We start from the raw sequence: 17,977 nt of genomic DNA on the forward strand, positions 1-17,977 counted from the left end.
CAGCAGTGTCAGTTTTGAATAAACGGGATTGCAGCGGCATCTCCCGATTCTTCATCGGGAATATAGCGGAAAGCCCGACTAACATTAATTATGTTTACAGGCGCTGCTTTCCAAATAATCTTTATAATTATTATCTCTTTTGCGCTTGTCATTAAACGAGCGTTAGCTTAATCAATTTTATCTATCGCTTCTTTCTTCCATATTCAAATCTGTATCAAACGGACTTTTTGTAAATGGATAAATGGTTTGTTTAACAAAACCTTTCGGATACGAAGCTTCGTGTACACCTGTTCCGGCAGGCCATTCTTTGCCAGGTAAATAGTAGGTGCCAAACATCATATCGATAAAGGGAAATATTGAGGCGAAGTTATGTCCATAATATTTAGGGTCTTCGCAATGGTGCCAATGGTGATATTGAGGTGTTGTAAAAATGTATTTTAATGGGCCAAAATTAATCCTGGTGTTGGCATGGATGAGTACCGCATGTATTGCAATGAATATAATGTACACATTGAAAACGGTAGATGAAAAGCCCAAAACATAAAGCGGGATAAAAGTCATTGCCCTGGTGAAAAATATATCAATAAAATGGGTACGGCTTCCCGCCAGCCAGTCCATATTTTGTGTTGAATGGTGTATGGAATGGAAACGCCATAAGGATACCCGGGTATGGAAAAAACGATGTGCCCAGTATTGGAACAAATCGGTGCTGAAAAAAGCCAAAAACAAGGCCACTATAAATGGGAGGCCTTGTACCCAGGTGTGCAATTTATCTAAACCCATCCAACCGAAAAATAATACGGCAGGTTTTTGGGTTACAATGCCAAAAAATTGAATAAATAGGTGACTGAGTACAAAATAGGTTAAATCGGTGCGCCATTCTTCGTGGAATTTGGTTTGCTCATCGTTTTTAGGGAAAAACAATTCTAAGGGAACAAAAATGGCAACCATTAATAGCAGATCTAAAATCATCCAATCAAGGCCGAAGTGCCAGCCCGATTTGGCTACATCTCTACCTTCTACACTCAAAGCACCCAATATTACGGCTAAAGCACCAAGTGCAAAGCCTGGCCAGGCCCATTTTAGTTTTTTACTTAGGATTAAGCTCAGCAATGAAAAGAAGAAACACCCTATTACACCGCCAAGCATTAAAGCTTCCATGCTATTTTTCGTGTATATTTCACGGAATTCGGGCGTGGTAAGCTTTTCTGGATAATGAAAACACAGGATGCCTAAAAGCGCCAATACGGCTAAAAAAATAGAAATATATCCACTAATCTGGCCTTGGCCCACTACTAATCTTTTGTTCGGAGACATTAAAATATGTTTTTGATAGACAACAATGATAACAAAAAAAGATAAAATATAGTCGAATAACTTTGTTAGTTTGGTCAATGGTTCATTGTTTAATGCTTAACTGACCCCAAACGCCCTGCGCTGAGTACCAACTTAACCAAGTATATTTTTGTTATTTAAAGAGAATAATTATTTTACACTTAAATAGCTACATATTAACTAAATAAACCTCAAACCTACCTATGTCATACCATTCAAAAATAATATTGTCAATGATAATGGGCTGTTTTTTCATCTTCCCACGCGCCTTGGCCCAACAGCTTATTAAAGGACAAGTGCTTAGCGAAGCCAATAAAGGCATCGCATCCGTATCGATTTATAACAAACAGAAATTAATTGCCCTGAGCGATCCTGAAGGAAACTTCAGCTTTAAAATAGATTCGTTAAATAAAGGTCAGTCGCTTTCTTTCAGTTCGGTGGGTTACGAAAGCCTTTCCGTTAAAGTTGATGAGCGCAGCAGTACTAGTGACCTCATGGTTAAACTAAAAGACAAATACGTTAAATTGGACGATGTACATATTTATGCTGCCAATTTTGCTTCTGCCTTAATTAAAAATGCGGTCGCGCACCTTGCCGATACCGGTGTGGTTAGCGAAAAGTTGTTGTGTAGGCAGTATATGGTAAAAGATGGGAAATATTATAGTTATGCCGAGGGATTATTTAACCTTCATACCGATGAATATAAAAACGATATCAGGTTACAGCTTGAGGGGCTAAGAAGGCTTAAGGAACTCAAAAAAATAGGAGGTGTGAAGATTAATTACGCTGTTGATTTAAGAATTGAGCTCAAATCTTATTTTGTAAATAATCTGAACGATAATATGCTCAGCGGGGATAATGATTACGAAATTGAAGGACAGGTTGAATATGAAGGGACAAAATGTTACAAGATCTCTTTCACAAGGGCAAGAAATGTATTGTACAAACGTAAGAATGGCTGGATTTATATCACGGTTGATAAACACCTGATTAAAGGAATGGAAAGTAATATCGCTACGATAAACAAAAGCATGATCTGGATAAACAGGCAAAACTATACCATCGATAATGGTTTGTCGAAGTTATCTTCTACGTATTTAAAGTGTAATGTAGTGGCAGGGTTATTTTCGCAAGGAGAACCTTCGGCAGAGATGGAACTGATTTTTCTGGAAAATATAGATCCGGAACTAAAAAACAGCAACAACTATTCTACCCTAAAACTCAGACAGGATTTTTATCAATATCCTAAAAAGAACAATGCCGAGTTTTGGGCAGTACTTTATCAAAAGCATAACTTAAAAATTCTGGACGTAATTGTCGAAACCTATAAATCGGATAAAGATATTTTGGAACAATTTTAAATTTATCTGTTCATTTGTTCATCGGGTTAATTGTTTAAACCGGTTAATTGACTCCAAACGCCAAACTCCCAACTCCAGGCTAATCTATCTTCCTGCAAACCATTTCATTGATTAAGGGTTGATTTATTAGGGGGCGGCTTAGCCATGCCTTTCTTTTTTAAATAATCAGTATTTTTGAAAACACGATATGCTACTTAACTATCTACGCCTTTTATTGCTTCCTTTTTCGATCATTTATGGAATGGCTATTCTACTCCGTAAAAAACTTTATGATTGGGGACTGATGCGATCTGTAAAGTTCGATATCCCGGTAATCTGTGTAGGCAATTTAGCCGTTGGCGGATCGGGCAAAACACCAACAACAGAATATTTAGTGAAGTTGCTGGCCGATTATAAAATAGCCATACTCAGTAGGGGATATGGCCGGAAAACGAAAGGTTTTATTGTTGCCGATGGCGCTGCAACGGCCGAAACGATAGGAGATGAGCCATTACAGTACCATCAAAAATTTGCAGGTGTTACCGTTGCTGTTTGCGAAGACCGTGTAAGCGGGATTAAGCAATTAAAAGAGAATCACGATTTAGTTATTCTTGATGATGCCTTTCAGCACCGTGCGGTAAGGGCAGGTTTTAATATTCTGCTTTTCGAATTTAGAAAGTTGGGTACATTACAGTTTTTATTGCCAGCAGGAAACTTAAGGGATGTTTTCTCCTCGCGTAAAAGGGCCGATGTATTATTGGTTACAAAATCGCCGGTCCCCCTGTTACATGTTGCCCAGCAGGCCGCTATAAATGAATTGCAACCAAATGCCAATCAACCAGTATTACATTCTTATCTTAAATATGGCGATCTTATTCATTTATACCATAACGAAAGCCGCACGCTCGAGTCGATTAAAGATTTCGAAATTTTCCTGCTCACGGGAATTGCAAATCCTGCTCCGTTAATAGAAGAACTTGAAAAATACACTAAAATCATTAAACACGAAGAATTTCGGGATCATTATGCGTTTAAAAATGATGATATTAAGAAGTTTAAATCGGCTTTTATGGCCAGTACTAAAAAAGATAAAATCATTATCACAACAGAAAAGGATAGCAAGCGTTTAAGAGCTACCGGATTTGAAGATTTACTGGTAGATTTACCTGTATATTATTTACCCATAGAGGTTGAATTATTTGAAGAAGATAAGATTACCTTTGACGAACTCATTTTAAACTATGTTAAGAGCAATAGAAGAAACCGTTGAATATATAAAACGTAAAACAGAGAACTTTAAGCCAGAAATAGGGATTATTTTAGGTACTGGCTTGGGTGGCTTGGTAAAAGAAATCGAAGTTGAACATCAATTGATGTATTCTAATATTCCAAATTTTCCAATTTCTACTTTAGAATTTCATAGTGGAAAACTGATTTTTGGAATATTGAACGGAAAGAAAATTATTGCCATGCAGGGGCGCCTACATTATTACGAAGGTTACAGCATGCAACAGATTACCTTCCCGGTTAGGGTAATGAAAGGCTTGGGTATAGAAAACTTAATTGTATCTAATGCCGCGGGCTCGTTAAATCCTGAGTTTAAAAAAGGCGATTTAATGATTATCGATGATCATATTAATTTGCAGCCAGATAACCCATTGCGTGGTTTAATTGAAAGTGAATTAGGTCCTCGTTTCCCTGATATGAGCCAGCCATATAAACGGGATATCATAGCTAAAGCGCTGGAAATAGCTAAGGATGTTGACATAAACTGCCACAAAGGGGTATATGTTGCTGTTTCCGGACCGAATTTAGAAACCAAAGCGGAGTATAAATACCTGCGTTTAATTGGTGCTGATGCCGTTGGTATGAGTACTGTGCCTGAGGTTATTGTGGCCAATCACGCTGGTTTACCTGTTTTTGCCATCTCCGTGTTAACGGATGAGGGTTTTCCGGAAGATCTGCAACCTTTTAATTTAGAAGAAATTTTAGCAGCAGCAGCCAAAGCCGAGCCTAAAATGACGGAGATTTTAACCCGCTTAATTTCTGAACTATAAGATGCATAAAGTCGTTAAAATCTGTTTTGTTCTCTTACTGCTGTTAGGCATTAACAAAGCCTTTGCACAAGATTTAAAAACAAGTGTTGGTACAAACAAGGAATTGGATTCTGTTAGGAAGAAACTAGACTCTGGAAAGGATTCTGTCGTTTTTACCGCAAAATATATCAGATTTACCAAGCTGTCGTTAACTAAAGACAGCATTGTGTTGCTGCCTTTAGATACCTCAACTACGAATATCCAAAATTACAGCCCGCTTTTACAGCCCTTGCACCCAACCATAAACAATGGTAACATGGGCTTAGCAGCCAGGCCTTTATTGTACGAACCTAGTAAAAGGATTGGCTTTGACGCAGGATTTCATTCGCTTGATTATTATGCTTTAACGCCCGAAGATATTATTTACTATCAGGCCAGAACCCCTTTTACCAGCTTGTATTTTGTTAGTGCCGGACAAAAAGAGCAGCTTTTTAGGGCCATCCACACGCAGAATATTAAAAAAAACTGGAACGTCGGGGTTAACTTTAACCGTGGTGATTCTAAAGGTTTTTACGCCAGACAACGTGGCGATAATTTGAATGTTGCCGTATTTTCATGGTACCAATCGCCAAGTAAACGTTATAATATGTGGGCATCGGCAATTTTTAATACGATGCGTGCCTACGAGAATGGCTCTACCGTAGCTACAGGTTTATTCGATCCCGATTATACTAAAATTGCAAGAGAGGCAGAACCGGTAAATTTATCAGACTCAAGAAATTTGTACCGTAAAAACACCGTTTTCTTAAAGCAAACTTATTATGTAGGAAGGATAGATACCTCTGCAAATGTGAACAATGCTGTTTTACCAACCAACAAGGTTTCGTATACGTTTGAGTATAATAACGACAGTTTCGATTTTTACAAAAATGGAACGGATGTTAATCATGTACTGCCTCCTGGAATTGCGAGCACAATATTTACGAATGATTCGACCCATGTACAACATATTAAAAATGAATTTATTTATAGTTTCTTTTTGAGACCAAAAAATAGTTCTGTTATTAAAAATGAACTGAAGGTTGATGCAGGTGTAAGGCATGATTATTACAAGCATGAATATTTTGGTATAAAACAAGATGCAACCAATTACGAGCGCAGTAGGTTTGCTTATCAAAACATTACAATTTTAGGTGCAGCGGGCTATCGGTTCTCTAACAATATCGATTTCAATTTAGATGTACAGCAAATTTTGCAAGGTGAAAATGCAGGCGATTATTTATACGAGGCAAAAAGTAAAATCCTTTTAGGTAAAACCATAGGGAGGATCGAATTGGGTGCCTATGTGCAAAACCAATCGCCAGCGGCTATTTTTAATTACTATCATGGCAACCATTACCAATGGACAAACACTGATTTTAAGAATACTAAAATTGCCAATTTATCATTTAACTATATCAATGATAAGTATGGTTTTACTGCCGGAGCCAAATATTTCTTAACCAGTAACTACGTTTATTTTGCCGCCGACCATACCAATGGTACAACTGCCATTTTACCAAAACAGGCTACTGCTGATATTAGCTTAATCAGGTTGGATGTATCAAAAAAAACGAGGTTTGGCAGGTTTGTGATGGAAAATTATATCGCTTATCAAAAAACAGATAAAAATGCAGTATTAAGAACGCCTGAACTTTATACTTATAACAGTATTTATTTTGATAATACTTTTTTCAAAGTATTAAAGGCTAATGTGGGGTTTGATGTTAGGTACAATTCCGAATATGCAAACTACTTATATTCACCTGCAACAGCGCAGTTTTATATTGATGAGCGCAATCCGACAAACCTGGTATCAAAACCCGTAATTGATGTCTTTTTTAAAGCAAATTTAAAGAGGGCCAATATTTTTGTTAAATACGATTTTGTAAATCAGGGTTTATTTCAACCGGGTTATTACACTGTAAACAGGTACCCCATGCAAGATGCCCTATTAAAATTTGGGGTAAGCTGGAACTTTTACGACTAAATAATAAAGCATAAAAAAGCCTCCCGATTTAATAATCCGGGAGGCTTTTGCTTTTAAGGACTTTCGCTTAGAAAGAATAACCAACTGAGAAACCTAACACGCGGTTAGTTAATTTATTGGTATTAGCCTGTCTGTCTTTCGGAGTCAAATCGGTTAAACCCAAGCCATAGTTAGCACCTACTAAAAATCCTGAATTTGTGCGGTAAGCTAAACCAAAGTTTGCACCAAATTCCGTACTGTTGTAGTTTTTGTCGCTGGCACTACCAAATGATAAATCTCTATCATTAGAAGTCGTAACAGTAGCACTGGTATTGTTGGAGTTGTTCACTGTTGTAACCGTATTTTCTCCTTTGTCTTTACCTGAGATGTTAAAACCGATATACGGACCAGCACTGATCTGAACTGCGCCGGCATCACCAGTAGGAATTCTAAATACTGCATTTACGGGTACCTCAATCGCCATTAAATTGGTTTTAATAGAAGATGTGGTCGTAATGGTATTGTTTCCTGCAGTTGCTGTATTTACAGATTCGAATTTATTACCCTTATTCTGTAATGATACACCTGGTTGGATAAAGAAATTATTTCCTACGCCGAAATCACCGAATGCTGTAACGTTAAAACCAACATTGTTTTTGGCATTATCATTAAAAGCATTGGCTGCGGCATCATCGCCACCAGCATGAAACTTTGAAAGGTTAACACCAGCTTTAATTCCAAAACGAGCAGTTTCACTAGTCATTTTTGTTTGTGCAAATGCACCTGTTGCTAATAATAAAACTGAAGCGCTTAATAATAACTTTTTCATAATATTTTTCTTTTAGAAGAATCTTGTTTAAAAATTTCAGGCTTTAACCTGTTGTTAATTACAAGCCTCAATTCCAAAAGCTGTGCCAAAGTATCAAGTCTGTTACAGTTTGTTCGGTAATCTACTGGTTTACAGGGGCTTTTTTGAGCGGTTTCAGTATAATTACGATAGCAATTAGTTATGCCGATAGATATGATTTACTGTCTACATAATAGGAATATCAAGTATAATTACTAGTTTTTTAACCTTAAAAGAAAAGATGCCAAAGGGCGATTACGCTAAAATTATGTTTTTTGAGGTTTCTTTTTCGCGGCCGGAAAAAGCACATTATTTAAGATCAAACGATAGCCAGGTGAATTTGGATGCAGATTTAAATCTGTTGGCGGATCACCTACCGCATGCTGATAATCTTCCGGATCGTGTCCACCATAAAAAGTAAACTGACCTTTGCCAATTTCTCCATGTAAATACCTTACCTCTGCAGCACCTTTATTTTCACCCAAAACAGTTACACTTGTTTTAACTAAACTTTTTCTGAAAGCTGTAGTTTGCCCCATAAAGCCTTTAATCACCTTATCATGATCTTGGGTAAGCATGGTAGGCACAAGGTCCCATTTGGCCGAAAAATCGAATAAAGTAAAATAATCGTTGGTTTGGTTCAGTGTACGGGTTTGAGTAGCGTCGATATCCGAAAATTCATAGTTCATTGGGTTGTTATCTAACTTGAAATTCTGGAAGGCCAGGGTTTTATTAAAATCCAGTTTACTTTGTGCATTTGGATCTGCAGCATCACCATCAAACATTTGGGCACAAATATCTACCCCATCAGCAGCAAGGGCAATGTCGAAACTATCAGTACCCGAGCACATTGCAAACAAAAAGCCTCCACCTGCACAATATTCTTTAATGTGTTTGGCAACGGCTAATTTCATTTCAGAAACCTTTTTATAACCCATGCGCTTAGCTAAGGTTTCCTGGTTTTTAACATCTTCCTGGTACCAGGTTGCATACCTGAAATTGGCCCAGAAACGGCCGTACTGCCCGGTAAAATCTTCATGGTGCAAGTGTAACCAATCGTATTTGCTTAATTTATCCTGTAAAATATCATCATCATAAATTACATCGTACGGGATTTCGGCGTAGGTTAAAACGAGTGTAACGGCATCATCCCATGGTAATTTGCTTTTTGGAGAGTAAACCGCAATTTTTGGTGTTTTCTCCAACTTAACCATCTCCATATTCACTGCAGGATCGCTGATTTCGTTTAAAAGGTTGGTTACCTTTCCATCGGCCATTACTTCGTAAGATACGCCACGGATTTTAAGCTCGTCTTCAACTGTTTTATTGTATTTAATTAAAAAACTTCCGCCGCGATAGTTTAAAAGCCAATCAACCTCCAGTTGTTTGCTGATTGTCCAATAGGCAATACCATATGCTTTAAGGTGGTTCTTTTGGTCTTCATCCATGTAAATTAACAAAGAAGAAGCCCTTAGCCCTAGGGAGCAAAGCAGGCAAATGAGCAGGATATAATATTTCTTTATCAAATCGGTATGCTTAAAACACTAAAATACCGCATTTAAACTGTATAGAAAAATTTAATGATGTTATAAGTTATACAATTTTGTTATTTTTGCCCTCTACTAAAAAAATACGATTGTTTTTTAGGTGAATAAAATTTAAAATTAGTACCGATATTGATATGAGTAAAGCAATAATAAAAACAGAAAAAGGCGAAATGACTGTAGAATTCTACGATAATGATGCGCCGAAAGCCGTTGCAAACTTTAAAAAATTAGCTAAAGAAGGCTTTTATGATGGTGTAACTTTTCACCGTGTAATTCCTAACTTTATGGTCCAGGGCGGATGCCCAAATTCAAAAGACCCAGCTAAAGCACATTTGGCAGGTACCGGTGGCCCAGGTTACAAAATTGATTGCGAACTGGACGGAGAAAATCAGTATCACGATCGTGGTGTTTTATCTATGGCGCATGCTGGCCGCAACACTGGTGGTTCACAGTTTTTTATCTGCCACAGCAGAACAAATACTGCTCACTTAGACCGCAACCATACTTGTTTTGGTAAAGTTGTTGAGAATGTAGACCTTGTAGATGATATCCGTCAAGGTGATAAAATTTTAAACATAGAAGTTTTAGAAGATTAAAAATAGATACTAGATTTGAGACATTAGATTTGAGACTTGATTTTCTCTGATTGATGCTCCTATCTCATTTAATAATTGAACAAAGAGTTTTAGTTATTTGATCTGAGTGATTTCTCATATCTCATATCTCGAATCTCATATCTCAAAAAAAATATGAATTTAAGAGGAATTGTTGCCGTATCTGGCAGACCGGGTTTATTTAAACTGGTTGGACAAAATAAAGTAGGTTACATTTTAGAAGGCTTAGATGCTCAAAAAACTAAAGTTGTTGCCAACATTACCAACACAAAATTAGCTTCGTTAGAAGATATTACCGTGTATGGCGAAGATGAGGAAATTAAATTGGCAGATATTTTTGCTAAAATTTCAGCAAAAGGATCTACTCCGGATTTGAAAGGCGATTTACGCGCTTATTTCCTTGAAGTAGCACCAGGTCACGATCAGGAGAAAGTTTATGCTTCTGATATGAAGAAAATCATCACTTGGTACAACTTATTAAAAGATCTGCCATTGTTTACTGAGGAAACTCCAGAAACACCGGGTACACCAGCAGAGGTTAAGTTATCAGAAGAAAAAGCAGCTTCAGATAAAAAACAAAAAGCTACAGGATCTAAAGCATCAGCAAGTGCTAAAGCAACTACTAAAACTTCAGCTCCAGCTAAAAAAGCAAGTATGACCAGTAAAAAAGGCGTTTAAGCTTTGTTTACGTTATGATAGAGAACACCAGGCAATTCGTCTGGTGTTTTTTTGTGGGTTTAATCGAAGAAATAATAAAGCAAAGCTATAATAACCAATGATGCAATAATGCTGATCCATAGGTATTTATTGTTGCCATTCTGATTGCTTTTATATCTATACTCCCGTTTATATTTATCTAATAACATAATTTTTTTTATTTAATGATGATTTTTATTTGCCTTTTCCATATTTCATTCCCATTGTCCATCTTACCTCAACTATTTCCCATCTCTAAGCAAGTTATTATGTTAAGCCTGTGGCGGTAAACATAATTTAACCACAGATAAAAAGGATGCACACAGATATAAAAATCCGTGTTTACTGTCTAAAAACCCTTAACCTAATGGCATTGTTTTAAGCGTGATGATAAGGTTCTCCTTTTAAAATGCTAAATCCCCGGTAAAGCTGCTCTACAAAAAACAATCTGATCATTTGGTGAGAAAAGGTCATGTCAGACAGCGAAATTAACCCGTTTGCTCTTTTGTAAATGGTTTCATCAAATCCATAAGGGCCGCCAATAATAAAAATTAAATGCTGCACGCTACCAACCATCTGTTTATTTAAGTAGTTTGAAAATTCTACGGATGAATATTTTTTTCCTTTTTCATCCAATAAAATAACAACATCGCCATTGTTAATTTGTTTATGCAGCAACTCTGCTTCTTTTGCCTTTTGCTGGGCCTCGCTTAGGTTTTTAACATTCTTTACATCTGGCAAAGCCACAAAACTAAAATTAATATAGTGCTTTAAACGGTTGATGTATTTATCAATTCCTTCAATTAGATATTTATCTTCTGTTTTGCCAATGGCGATCAGTGTAATCTTCATTTAATATTTTGCCTATCTTTAGAATTTCGAGATTCAAACTTAGATAAATTGTAACAAAAAAGACAATCTATCGATCTTATACCTTCGAAAATATATATACCGAAGCGATATCATGTTAAAACAACAAGCAGAAATAATAGCCGATTACGACCAAAAAATTAAGCAGGTTACCGCTGATATAGCGGAGACTAAAAAAACAATCGATCAACTTTCTTTAATCCGGATAGGCCTGTTCCTGGCCGAAATTTTATTTTTTGTTTTACTGTTACGTTCTGCTGATGATGGATTACGCACATTAATCCAGCTCGCATTATTGGTGCCGGTTATTGCCTTTGCCTTTATTTTACGCAGGCAAAGTAAGCTAGACCGCGAAATCGATTTTAAAAAGCAACTCTTGTGGATTTATCAGAATGAATGGAATGTTTTAAACGGAACAGCGAATGGCTACGATCACGGTAAGGCTTTCGAATCTGAACTGCATCCCTATACTTCCGACCTTGATATTTTTGGAAGCGCATCTCTGTTTGCCCTGATCAACCGTTGCAGTACCAAAAGCGGAAATAAGCTCCTGGCTAAAAATTTCGCAGAAAAACCAACTAGGGATAAGATATTACTCCGCCAGGAAGCCATAAAAGAAATAACAGATAAGATAGCAGAAACTTATAGTTTCAGGGCTAATCTGCATGGTTACGATCCCGATAAGATAGAGCAGATTAAAATACAGCTTAAGCACCAATTGGGGGCACAATTGGATTTTGTAAAGGGCAGTTTTTTGAGGTTTTATGTAAAGCTGGTGCCTTATATTTCTGTCGGTTTAATTTTGGCGGCTCTTTTTGTTAGCGCTGCTTTTTGGAAAATAATGGCACTTCTATTTGTAATTCACACAGGGTGGAATGTTTTATTAGGCTCAAAAATTAATAAGGTTTTTTACACCTTTGGTGGAAGTTCGAATCTGTTAAACGGTTATGCCAGTGCTATTTTATGGACAGAGAATCAAAACTGGAAAAGCTCATATACCTTAGGTTTATTAGATTCAAAAATCCCGGTAAGCAAAGAAATTAAAGGCTTATCTAAAATTATCCAGAATTTTGATGCCAGGCTGAATATCCTGGTTGGTGGTATATTGAACGCACTTTTGCTTTGGGATTTAAAGTGCTGCATCAGTTTAGATATTTGGTATAAATCTTCATCAGAGGATGTAATTTCGGCCCTTGACCATTTAGGCGATTTTGAAGAGCTGATTTCATTGGCCACAACAGCCTATAATCAGCCAGATTGGGTTTTTCCGGTGCTTGCCGATCAGTTTGCATTAACCACCACCCATATTGGCCATCCGCTTATTAACGAGCAAGTTCGGGTAGATAATGATTTTCATTTAGAAGCAAAACCAACTGTAGATATTGTAACAGGTTCTAACATGGCCGGTAAAAGCACTTTTCTGCGTACTTTGGGCATTAATATGATATTGGCTTATACTGGTGCACCGGTTTGTGCCGAAACCATGCAATTATCGGTTTTTTCGATCAATACCTACATGCGGATTAAAGATTCGCTGAACGAAAGCACCTCTACTTTTAAGGCAGAGTTAAACCGCCTGAAAATGATTTTAGATAATGTAGTTAAAGACAAAGATACTTTTGTATTGATTGACGAAATGCTGCGGGGTACAAACAGTAGGGATAAATATTTGGGCTCGAAGGTTTTTATACAAAAGCTGATTACCGAAAAAACACCTGCACTTTTTGCTACACACGATTTACAACTGGCAGATCTGATTGTCGATCACCCCGAAACCGTCCGTAATTTCCATTTCGATATTCAGATTACCGAAGGTGAAATGAAATTTGATTATTTACTAAAACACGGACCATGTAAGACTTTTAATGCAGCTATTTTGCTGAAGGAAATTGGTTTAACCTTGGATTAATTTTAATAAATTCCGTCGTGTCGGATATTATTGTCTGACACTGATTTTCGTGGTGTCAGATGATAACATCTGACACATAAGAGGTTTCAATAATACTTATTAATAAGTATTCTGGCAGATGATAACATCTGCCAGCACTGAAGTGATTAATATAACACGAATATGCTTTCAGAAAAAGGAGATTTAGCTAGCATAAAAAATATTTCCTCCCTTAGAAAGTGCCAGTCTAACACAAGATATTACTGTAGTTAAAGCACCTTAAATGTTTATATAAAGGTATGTAATAGGTTACCTGATTAACGTTATCGAACCTGAATATTTAATATTGTTATTAGATAAACTAGTACCAGAAATGATATAATAATACACGCCAACCGGGAGTTCGTTACCCTTAAAAGTGCCGTTCCAATTTTCAAATATATTATTGGTAAAAAAAATCCGGGTGCCAAGGCGATTGTAAATATGAATGTTATATTTTTTGAGGTTTGTTACACCAACAACCAGTTCATCGTTAATCCCATCGCCATTTGGCGAGAAAGCATTTGGAACAAAAGTAGATGCATTTTTTTTGATAATGAGGTCGCCTTGAGTGATTGAATTTGCGCATCCGTTTTTGGAAAACGCCGTTAAAGTAATCCGGAATAATCCATCAGCTTGATAAATATGGGTCGGATTTTGTTCTGAAGAAGTAATTCCATCGCCAAAATTCCATTCATAAAAATCGCCATAAAGCGACATATTAGTAAATGTTATGGGTACCGGAGCAGAAAACTTAACGTCAAAGGTAGGTTCGGTATAAAATTTAGCTACAGGAATTCTGGCAATGGCCGGGACATCAATAATTGCTGGTTCGGAGCTACATGTGCCTGATGTTAACACAACCTGATATTGTCCTGCCAGATTAAAATCTGTTACCGGAATTTCAATGGCATTTGTAGTTGCAGAATAATTGTTTGGCCCGCTCCATGCATAAGTAATCCCTTCTTGTACCGGTACAGACAATTTTATGATGTCTTTTAAACAAAATAATGCCTGATTGATACTAATATCTGGTTTTTCCGGCTTCAATTCTACCAAAATATCTTTTGTAAAAGTAGAAACACAGCCATTATTGCTTTCAACTGTCAGGGTGATTGTTTTAAGCCCTGTCTCGGTAAAGGTTACTATTTTACTGTCGTTACTGATGGGAACCTGGCTTTTTACACCCGGACCAAAATCCCAGCTGAGCTTTGTATAATTTTTAGAAGTATTGATAAACGAAAAAGACTGGTTTGTTTCGCATTTATCATTAACCTCAATTGAAAAAAATGCTTCAGGTTTTAAATCGACTGATAAAATGTCGATTGAATTTACCTCACTTACACAATCGCCAACCTGAACATAAAGTTTATATGTTCCAACAATTTCTGGTCCGCTTACCTGGATTTCAGGATTTTGTTGTGTTGAACTAAAACCATTTGGGCCTGACCAATGGTAGCTTGCTAAATTTAAAAAAGGAGTTGATAATTTTAATACATCTTCCTGGCATAAATTAACACTTGAAGCGATTATTGCAGGTTTTTCCGGTGTGTTTGCTACTATAAAAGTTTGCGTAGTAACTACATTGCACCCATTTGTACCCATGGCTTCTAAAACCACAACTTTCTCTCCGGGGGTGCTGTATGTTACCGTAAAGGGCCCAGCAGTTGTGGCCGAAGCCAAACTTGCCCCTTCGCCAAAAGACCATTTTAAAGCGGCGAAATTCGATGCCTGGCTTTCGAAAGTATATGCCTGGCTATCGGTACATGGATTTAGTTTTCGAACATCAATTTCAGCTGTTGGACCTACAAAATCAGCCGTGCCACCAAACTCTAAGGTAAAGCCGTTATTTCCTCCGGAAAAATTATCTATTAGTAAGGCATAAACATGATCCTGTTGCAGTTCTACATATTTTACAAGCCCATTTTGACCAGGCGGGCAACCAGCCGATTCTGTCAAATCAGTTTCGGTCATACTCAGGCCGGTTTTATAATAAGTTGGGCTACAGGTTACGCCACTGCCCGATGCACATCGGATTGCATTTGAAGCATTTACCATACTACAATCGCCATTCACACCTAAATCGTAAAAAATCCAGTCAATGTCGTTTGTGGTTACCGTAGGTGTAATTACAAAAGTAAAGTCGCCAGGTGCAGAGGCCTTAAACATATACCAGGCAGAGTTAGATTCTGTACCCAGACAGGTTCCGGCCGATTCATGATTATTTGCACCTGAGCCTGTTACATTTAATTGTGTAAATGTTTCTTTCGTGCATAGTACTGAAAATGTCCCGCAATCTTGTCCGGGTTTTATCGGTGGGAAATAATTATCGATACAAAGTTTAAAGGTGCCTGCAGCATCATTCGCTGCGCTTACCCTAACATAATAAACCTGTCCTACTGTTAAAGCGCCCTTGTATAAAGAAATAACATTATTTGATGTGGCTTGCGTGCCAGCCTGTTCGGTTATAAAACCAGTTGCCGCATCAAATGAATATAAAGCAACCAATGGATCAATTAAGGTGTTGGTACTGCTCGCATCAATTTTTCCGCTAACAGAAATGTTTACATCAAATTTAGATGCCGTAAATTTAAACCAAACATCTTTTCCAACGGACAGCCAGTTCAAACTTTTATTATAATTGCTTGGGGTAGCCTCTAAATTATTAAATTCGGCATCGCCACTGCAATATGCACTGGTATTGGTAATATTTATGGCATTTATCAGTTCGTCATTAACAGGAGGGGTAAATTTTCCAAAGGCAGAGAGGTTTAATAATACCAATAGAAAAGAAATTAATGAGGAGTAGCGCATACGTAAAAATATTAAAAAATGTTTTCATTTCTAATCATTTCGATTGTTAACGATTTATTAATATTAAACTCGCAACTTATGGCAATTAATTGATAGCAAATGATTAAGGCAAGCGATTTTGGTTCGGATTTTTTGTGGGGCGTAGCTACTGCTGCGGCTCAAATAGAAGGTACTGCAACCCAGTATGGTAAAGGCCCTTCCATTTGGGATACCTTTACGGCGAAAAATGGAAAAATAAAAAAGAATCACAAATTAGATCCTGCTTGCGATTTTTATCACCGGTATGCTGAAGATATAGCTTTAGTTAAACTGCTGGGCTTTAAAGTGTTTAGATTTTCTATTGCCTGGTCGCGCATTTTGCCAGCAGGTAGGGGAGAAATTAACCAAGAAGGCATCCGTTTTTATCACAATCTTATCGATGAATGTTTAACCCATGGAATAACACCTTACATCACGCTTTACCATTGGGATTTGCCGCAGGCACTAGAAGATGAGGGCGGTTGGACAAGCTTTAGCATCAATGCTGCTTTTAATGCTTTTGTGAGTATCTGTGCCTTAGAATATGGCGATAAAGTGAAAAACTGGATTGTGTTGAATGAGCCTTTCGGTTATACTTCTTTGGGGTATATGCTAGGCGTTCATGCCCCGGGCAAAACAGGATTAGGGAATTTCTTTTCAGCGGTATTACATACTGCACTGGCCCAGGCAGATGGGGGCAAGATTTTACGCGCAGAAATTAGCAAGGCTAATATCGGAACTACTTTTTCTTGCTCGGAAGTAATCCCAAGTACCCAGAGTGATAGCGATATCCTTGCTGCAAAACGGGTAGATTGTCTAATGAACCGTCTTTTTGTAGAGCCTACACAGGGCTTGGGTTTTCCTACTGCCAATTGGGATGTGTTAGAAAAATTTCAGATCGAATATGGTACCTGGCGGCTTCACGAAAGAATGAAATTCGATTTTGACTTTATTGGTCTTCAGAATTATTTTCCTTTGGTGGTTAAGTATAATGCCTTTATTCCGGTTATTCAGGCCTGGGAGGTAAAAGCCAAAAGCAGAAAAAAACCTCATACCGCAATGGGTTGGGAAGTAAATGCGGATAGTTTCTATAATATCGTGAAACAGTTCGCCGCTTACCCAAATATTAAAAATATCATAATCACGGAAAATGGTGCCGCTTATCATGATAAATTGATCAACGGTAGGGTAGAAGACCCTGAACGGATCGAATATTTTAAACTTTATTTAAATGCGCTGCTAAAGCTCAAAAAGGAAGGTATAAATGTAACCGGTTATATGGCCTGGACATTAATGGATAATTTTGAATGGGCAGAGGGCTTTACGGCAAGGTTTGGGCTAATTTATAACGACTTTAAAACACAAGAGCGTACCATTAAAGATTCGGGCTATTGGTGGCAAAATTTCCTAAAAAGTTAGTTTATATATCGCTTTTTGTCTTCAATACTAAACAAATTCTTAAGTTTGGTTGATGAATGATAGAACAGTAGTTTACAGCACTTATTACAATCCAATGGAGGCCAATATTATTAAAGCTAAATTGGAAGATAGTGGATTTGCCTGTTTCCTTGCGGATGAAAATGTTGCAACCTTAAATCCACTTTACAATCAGGCCATTGGAGGTGTAAAACTCATTGTTTTTGAAAGGGATGTGGAGGCCATTAATGCTTTACTAGCTGAAGACAATAGTTTGGCTTTTGAATCATCAGATGAAATTGTTGGTGAAGAAGAATCAGCGGAAGATAAAACAGTTTGTGAAAAATGTGGATCTACCAATGTGGGTTATGGAATGGCTACCGATAAAAAATATAGTATTTGGGCCACCATACTTGCCTTTTTAACCCTAACTACACCCATTAAGGCCAATAAATGTCATCATTGCTACGATTGTGGTTATGAATTTGAATAATACAAAGCTCGTCATT

15 protein-coding genes are annotated in these 17,977 nt (G+C 37.3%); 9 read left to right on the plus strand and 6 right to left on the minus strand.

Going from position 1 to position 17,977, the window contains the following annotated elements:
- Positions 1–177: 177 nt before the first annotated feature.
- Positions 178–1,317 (minus strand): sterol desaturase family protein, encoded by a 1,140-nt coding sequence (locus ACTJKN_RS17935; protein WP_440827123.1) that lies wholly within the window; start codon positions 1,315–1,317, stop codon positions 178–180.
- A gap of 257 nt (positions 1,318–1,574) precedes the next feature.
- Between ACTJKN_RS17935 and ACTJKN_RS17940 the strand changes: the two genes are divergently transcribed.
- The 4 genes from ACTJKN_RS17940 (at position 1,575) to ACTJKN_RS17955 (ending at position 6,740) form a co-directional block, all read left to right on the plus strand.
- The gene (locus tag ACTJKN_RS17940) at positions 1,575–2,696 is read left to right on the plus strand and encodes a carboxypeptidase-like regulatory domain-containing protein (protein ID WP_440827125.1); all 1,122 of its coding nucleotides are present in this window, start codon (positions 1,575–1,577) and stop codon (positions 2,694–2,696) included.
- Positions 2,697–2,883: 187 nt separating this feature from the next.
- On the plus strand, positions 2,884–3,945 hold the full coding sequence (gene lpxK, locus ACTJKN_RS17945; protein ID WP_440827126.1) for a tetraacyldisaccharide 4'-kinase: 1,062 nt from the start codon (positions 2,884–2,886) through the stop codon (positions 3,943–3,945).
- Positions 3,917–4,732 (plus strand): purine-nucleoside phosphorylase, encoded by an 816-nt coding sequence (locus tag ACTJKN_RS17950; RefSeq protein ID WP_440827127.1) that lies wholly within the window; start codon positions 3,917–3,919, stop codon positions 4,730–4,732. The genes lpxK and ACTJKN_RS17950 overlap by 29 nt, the downstream gene beginning before the upstream one ends.
- Before the next feature lies 1 nt (position 4,733).
- Complete coding sequence (locus ACTJKN_RS17955; RefSeq protein WP_440827129.1) at positions 4,734–6,740, plus strand: putative porin; 2,007 nt, start codon at positions 4,734–4,736, stop codon at positions 6,738–6,740.
- Positions 6,741–6,807: 67 nt separating this feature from the next.
- On the opposite strand, the gene ACTJKN_RS17960 is transcribed toward ACTJKN_RS17955, so the two are convergent.
- Positions 6,808–7,548 (minus strand): outer membrane beta-barrel protein, encoded by a 741-nt coding sequence (locus ACTJKN_RS17960; protein WP_276901549.1) that lies wholly within the window; start codon positions 7,546–7,548, stop codon positions 6,808–6,810.
- Between the two features lie 284 nt (positions 7,549–7,832).
- Positions 7,833–9,014: an asparagine synthetase B gene (locus ACTJKN_RS17965; protein ID WP_108198204.1), complete on the minus strand. Its 1,182-nt coding sequence runs from the start codon at positions 9,012–9,014 to the stop codon at positions 7,833–7,835.
- A 233-nt stretch (positions 9,015–9,247) separates the two neighbouring features.
- Here ACTJKN_RS17965 and ACTJKN_RS17970 point away from each other — a divergent pair, with 233 nt between their 5' ends.
- Both ACTJKN_RS17970 and ACTJKN_RS17975 read left to right on the plus strand, forming a co-directional pair.
- The gene (locus tag ACTJKN_RS17970) at positions 9,248–9,709 is read left to right on the plus strand and encodes a peptidylprolyl isomerase (protein ID WP_029275450.1); all 462 of its coding nucleotides are present in this window, start codon (positions 9,248–9,250) and stop codon (positions 9,707–9,709) included.
- Positions 9,710–9,862: 153 nt separating this feature from the next.
- Complete coding sequence (locus ACTJKN_RS17975; RefSeq protein WP_057932097.1) at positions 9,863–10,405, plus strand: DUF5606 family protein; 543 nt, start codon at positions 9,863–9,865, stop codon at positions 10,403–10,405.
- Between the two features lie 59 nt (positions 10,406–10,464).
- Here ACTJKN_RS17975 and ACTJKN_RS17980 read toward each other — a convergent pair whose 3' ends face one another.
- Complete coding sequence (locus ACTJKN_RS17980) at positions 10,465–10,593, minus strand: hypothetical protein (RefSeq protein ID WP_256449212.1); 129 nt, start codon at positions 10,591–10,593, stop codon at positions 10,465–10,467.
- A gap of 208 nt (positions 10,594–10,801) precedes the next feature.
- A complete protein-coding gene (rlmH, locus tag ACTJKN_RS17985; protein ID WP_108198206.1) occupies positions 10,802–11,275 on the minus strand; it encodes a 23S rRNA (pseudouridine(1915)-N(3))-methyltransferase RlmH in 474 nt (157 codons plus the stop codon).
- 112 nt (positions 11,276–11,387) lie between these two features.
- Here rlmH and ACTJKN_RS17990 point away from each other — a divergent pair, with 112 nt between their 5' ends.
- Positions 11,388–13,202 (plus strand): MutS-related protein, encoded by a 1,815-nt coding sequence (locus ACTJKN_RS17990; RefSeq protein WP_440827131.1) that lies wholly within the window; start codon positions 11,388–11,390, stop codon positions 13,200–13,202.
- A 288-nt stretch (positions 13,203–13,490) separates the two neighbouring features.
- On the opposite strand, the gene ACTJKN_RS17995 is transcribed toward ACTJKN_RS17990, so the two are convergent.
- A complete protein-coding gene (locus ACTJKN_RS17995; RefSeq protein WP_440827133.1) occupies positions 13,491–16,034 on the minus strand; it encodes a PKD domain-containing protein in 2,544 nt (847 codons plus the stop codon).
- A gap of 99 nt (positions 16,035–16,133) precedes the next feature.
- On the opposite strand from ACTJKN_RS17995, the gene ACTJKN_RS18000 reads away from it, so the two are divergent.
- Both ACTJKN_RS18000 and ACTJKN_RS18005 read left to right on the plus strand, forming a co-directional pair.
- The gene (locus ACTJKN_RS18000; RefSeq protein WP_440827135.1) at positions 16,134–17,471 is read left to right on the plus strand and encodes a GH1 family beta-glucosidase; all 1,338 of its coding nucleotides are present in this window, start codon (positions 16,134–16,136) and stop codon (positions 17,469–17,471) included.
- A gap of 52 nt (positions 17,472–17,523) precedes the next feature.
- Positions 17,524–17,961 carry a putative signal transducing protein gene (locus tag ACTJKN_RS18005; RefSeq protein WP_440827137.1) on the plus strand — a complete coding sequence of 146 codons (438 nt, stop codon included), beginning with the start codon at positions 17,524–17,526 and terminating at the stop codon, positions 17,959–17,961.
- The last annotated feature ends 16 nt before the right edge of the window (positions 17,962–17,977 follow it).

The organism is Pedobacter sp. 22163 (assembly GCF_052045595.1).
Classification (GTDB): domain Bacteria; phylum Bacteroidota; class Bacteroidia; order Sphingobacteriales; family Sphingobacteriaceae; genus Pedobacter.

Coding starts and splice junctions, on each gene's coding strand:
- ACTJKN_RS17935 (WP_440827123.1), bottom strand. CDS start 1,317: ATGTCTCCGAACAAAAGATTAGTAGTGGGCCAAGGCCAGATTAGTGGA.
- ACTJKN_RS17940 (WP_440827125.1), top strand. CDS start 1,575: ATGGGCTGTTTTTTCATCTTCCCACGCGCCTTGGCCCAACAGCTTATT.
- lpxK (WP_440827126.1), top strand. CDS start 2,884: ATGCTACTTAACTATCTACGCCTTTTATTGCTTCCTTTTTCGATCATT.
- ACTJKN_RS17950 (WP_440827127.1), top strand. CDS start 3,917: ATGTTAAGAGCAATAGAAGAAACCGTTGAATATATAAAACGTAAAACA.
- ACTJKN_RS17955 (WP_440827129.1), top strand. CDS start 4,734: ATGCATAAAGTCGTTAAAATCTGTTTTGTTCTCTTACTGCTGTTAGGC.
- ACTJKN_RS17960 (WP_276901549.1), bottom strand. CDS start 7,548: ATGAAAAAGTTATTATTAAGCGCTTCAGTTTTATTATTAGCAACAGGT.
- ACTJKN_RS17965 (WP_108198204.1), bottom strand. CDS start 9,014: ATGGATGAAGACCAAAAGAACCACCTTAAAGCATATGGTATTGCCTAT.
- ACTJKN_RS17970 (WP_029275450.1), top strand. CDS start 9,248: ATGAGTAAAGCAATAATAAAAACAGAAAAAGGCGAAATGACTGTAGAA.
- ACTJKN_RS17975 (WP_057932097.1), top strand. CDS start 9,863: ATGAATTTAAGAGGAATTGTTGCCGTATCTGGCAGACCGGGTTTATTT.
- ACTJKN_RS17980 (WP_256449212.1), bottom strand. CDS start 10,593: ATGTTATTAGATAAATATAAACGGGAGTATAGATATAAAAGCAATCAG.
- rlmH (WP_108198206.1), bottom strand. CDS start 11,275: ATGAAGATTACACTGATCGCCATTGGCAAAACAGAAGATAAATATCTA.
- ACTJKN_RS17990 (WP_440827131.1), top strand. CDS start 11,388: ATGTTAAAACAACAAGCAGAAATAATAGCCGATTACGACCAAAAAATT.
- ACTJKN_RS17995 (WP_440827133.1), bottom strand. CDS start 16,034: ATGCGCTACTCCTCATTAATTTCTTTTCTATTGGTATTATTAAACCTC.
- ACTJKN_RS18000 (WP_440827135.1), top strand. CDS start 16,134: ATGATTAAGGCAAGCGATTTTGGTTCGGATTTTTTGTGGGGCGTAGCT.
- ACTJKN_RS18005 (WP_440827137.1), top strand. CDS start 17,524: ATGAATGATAGAACAGTAGTTTACAGCACTTATTACAATCCAATGGAG.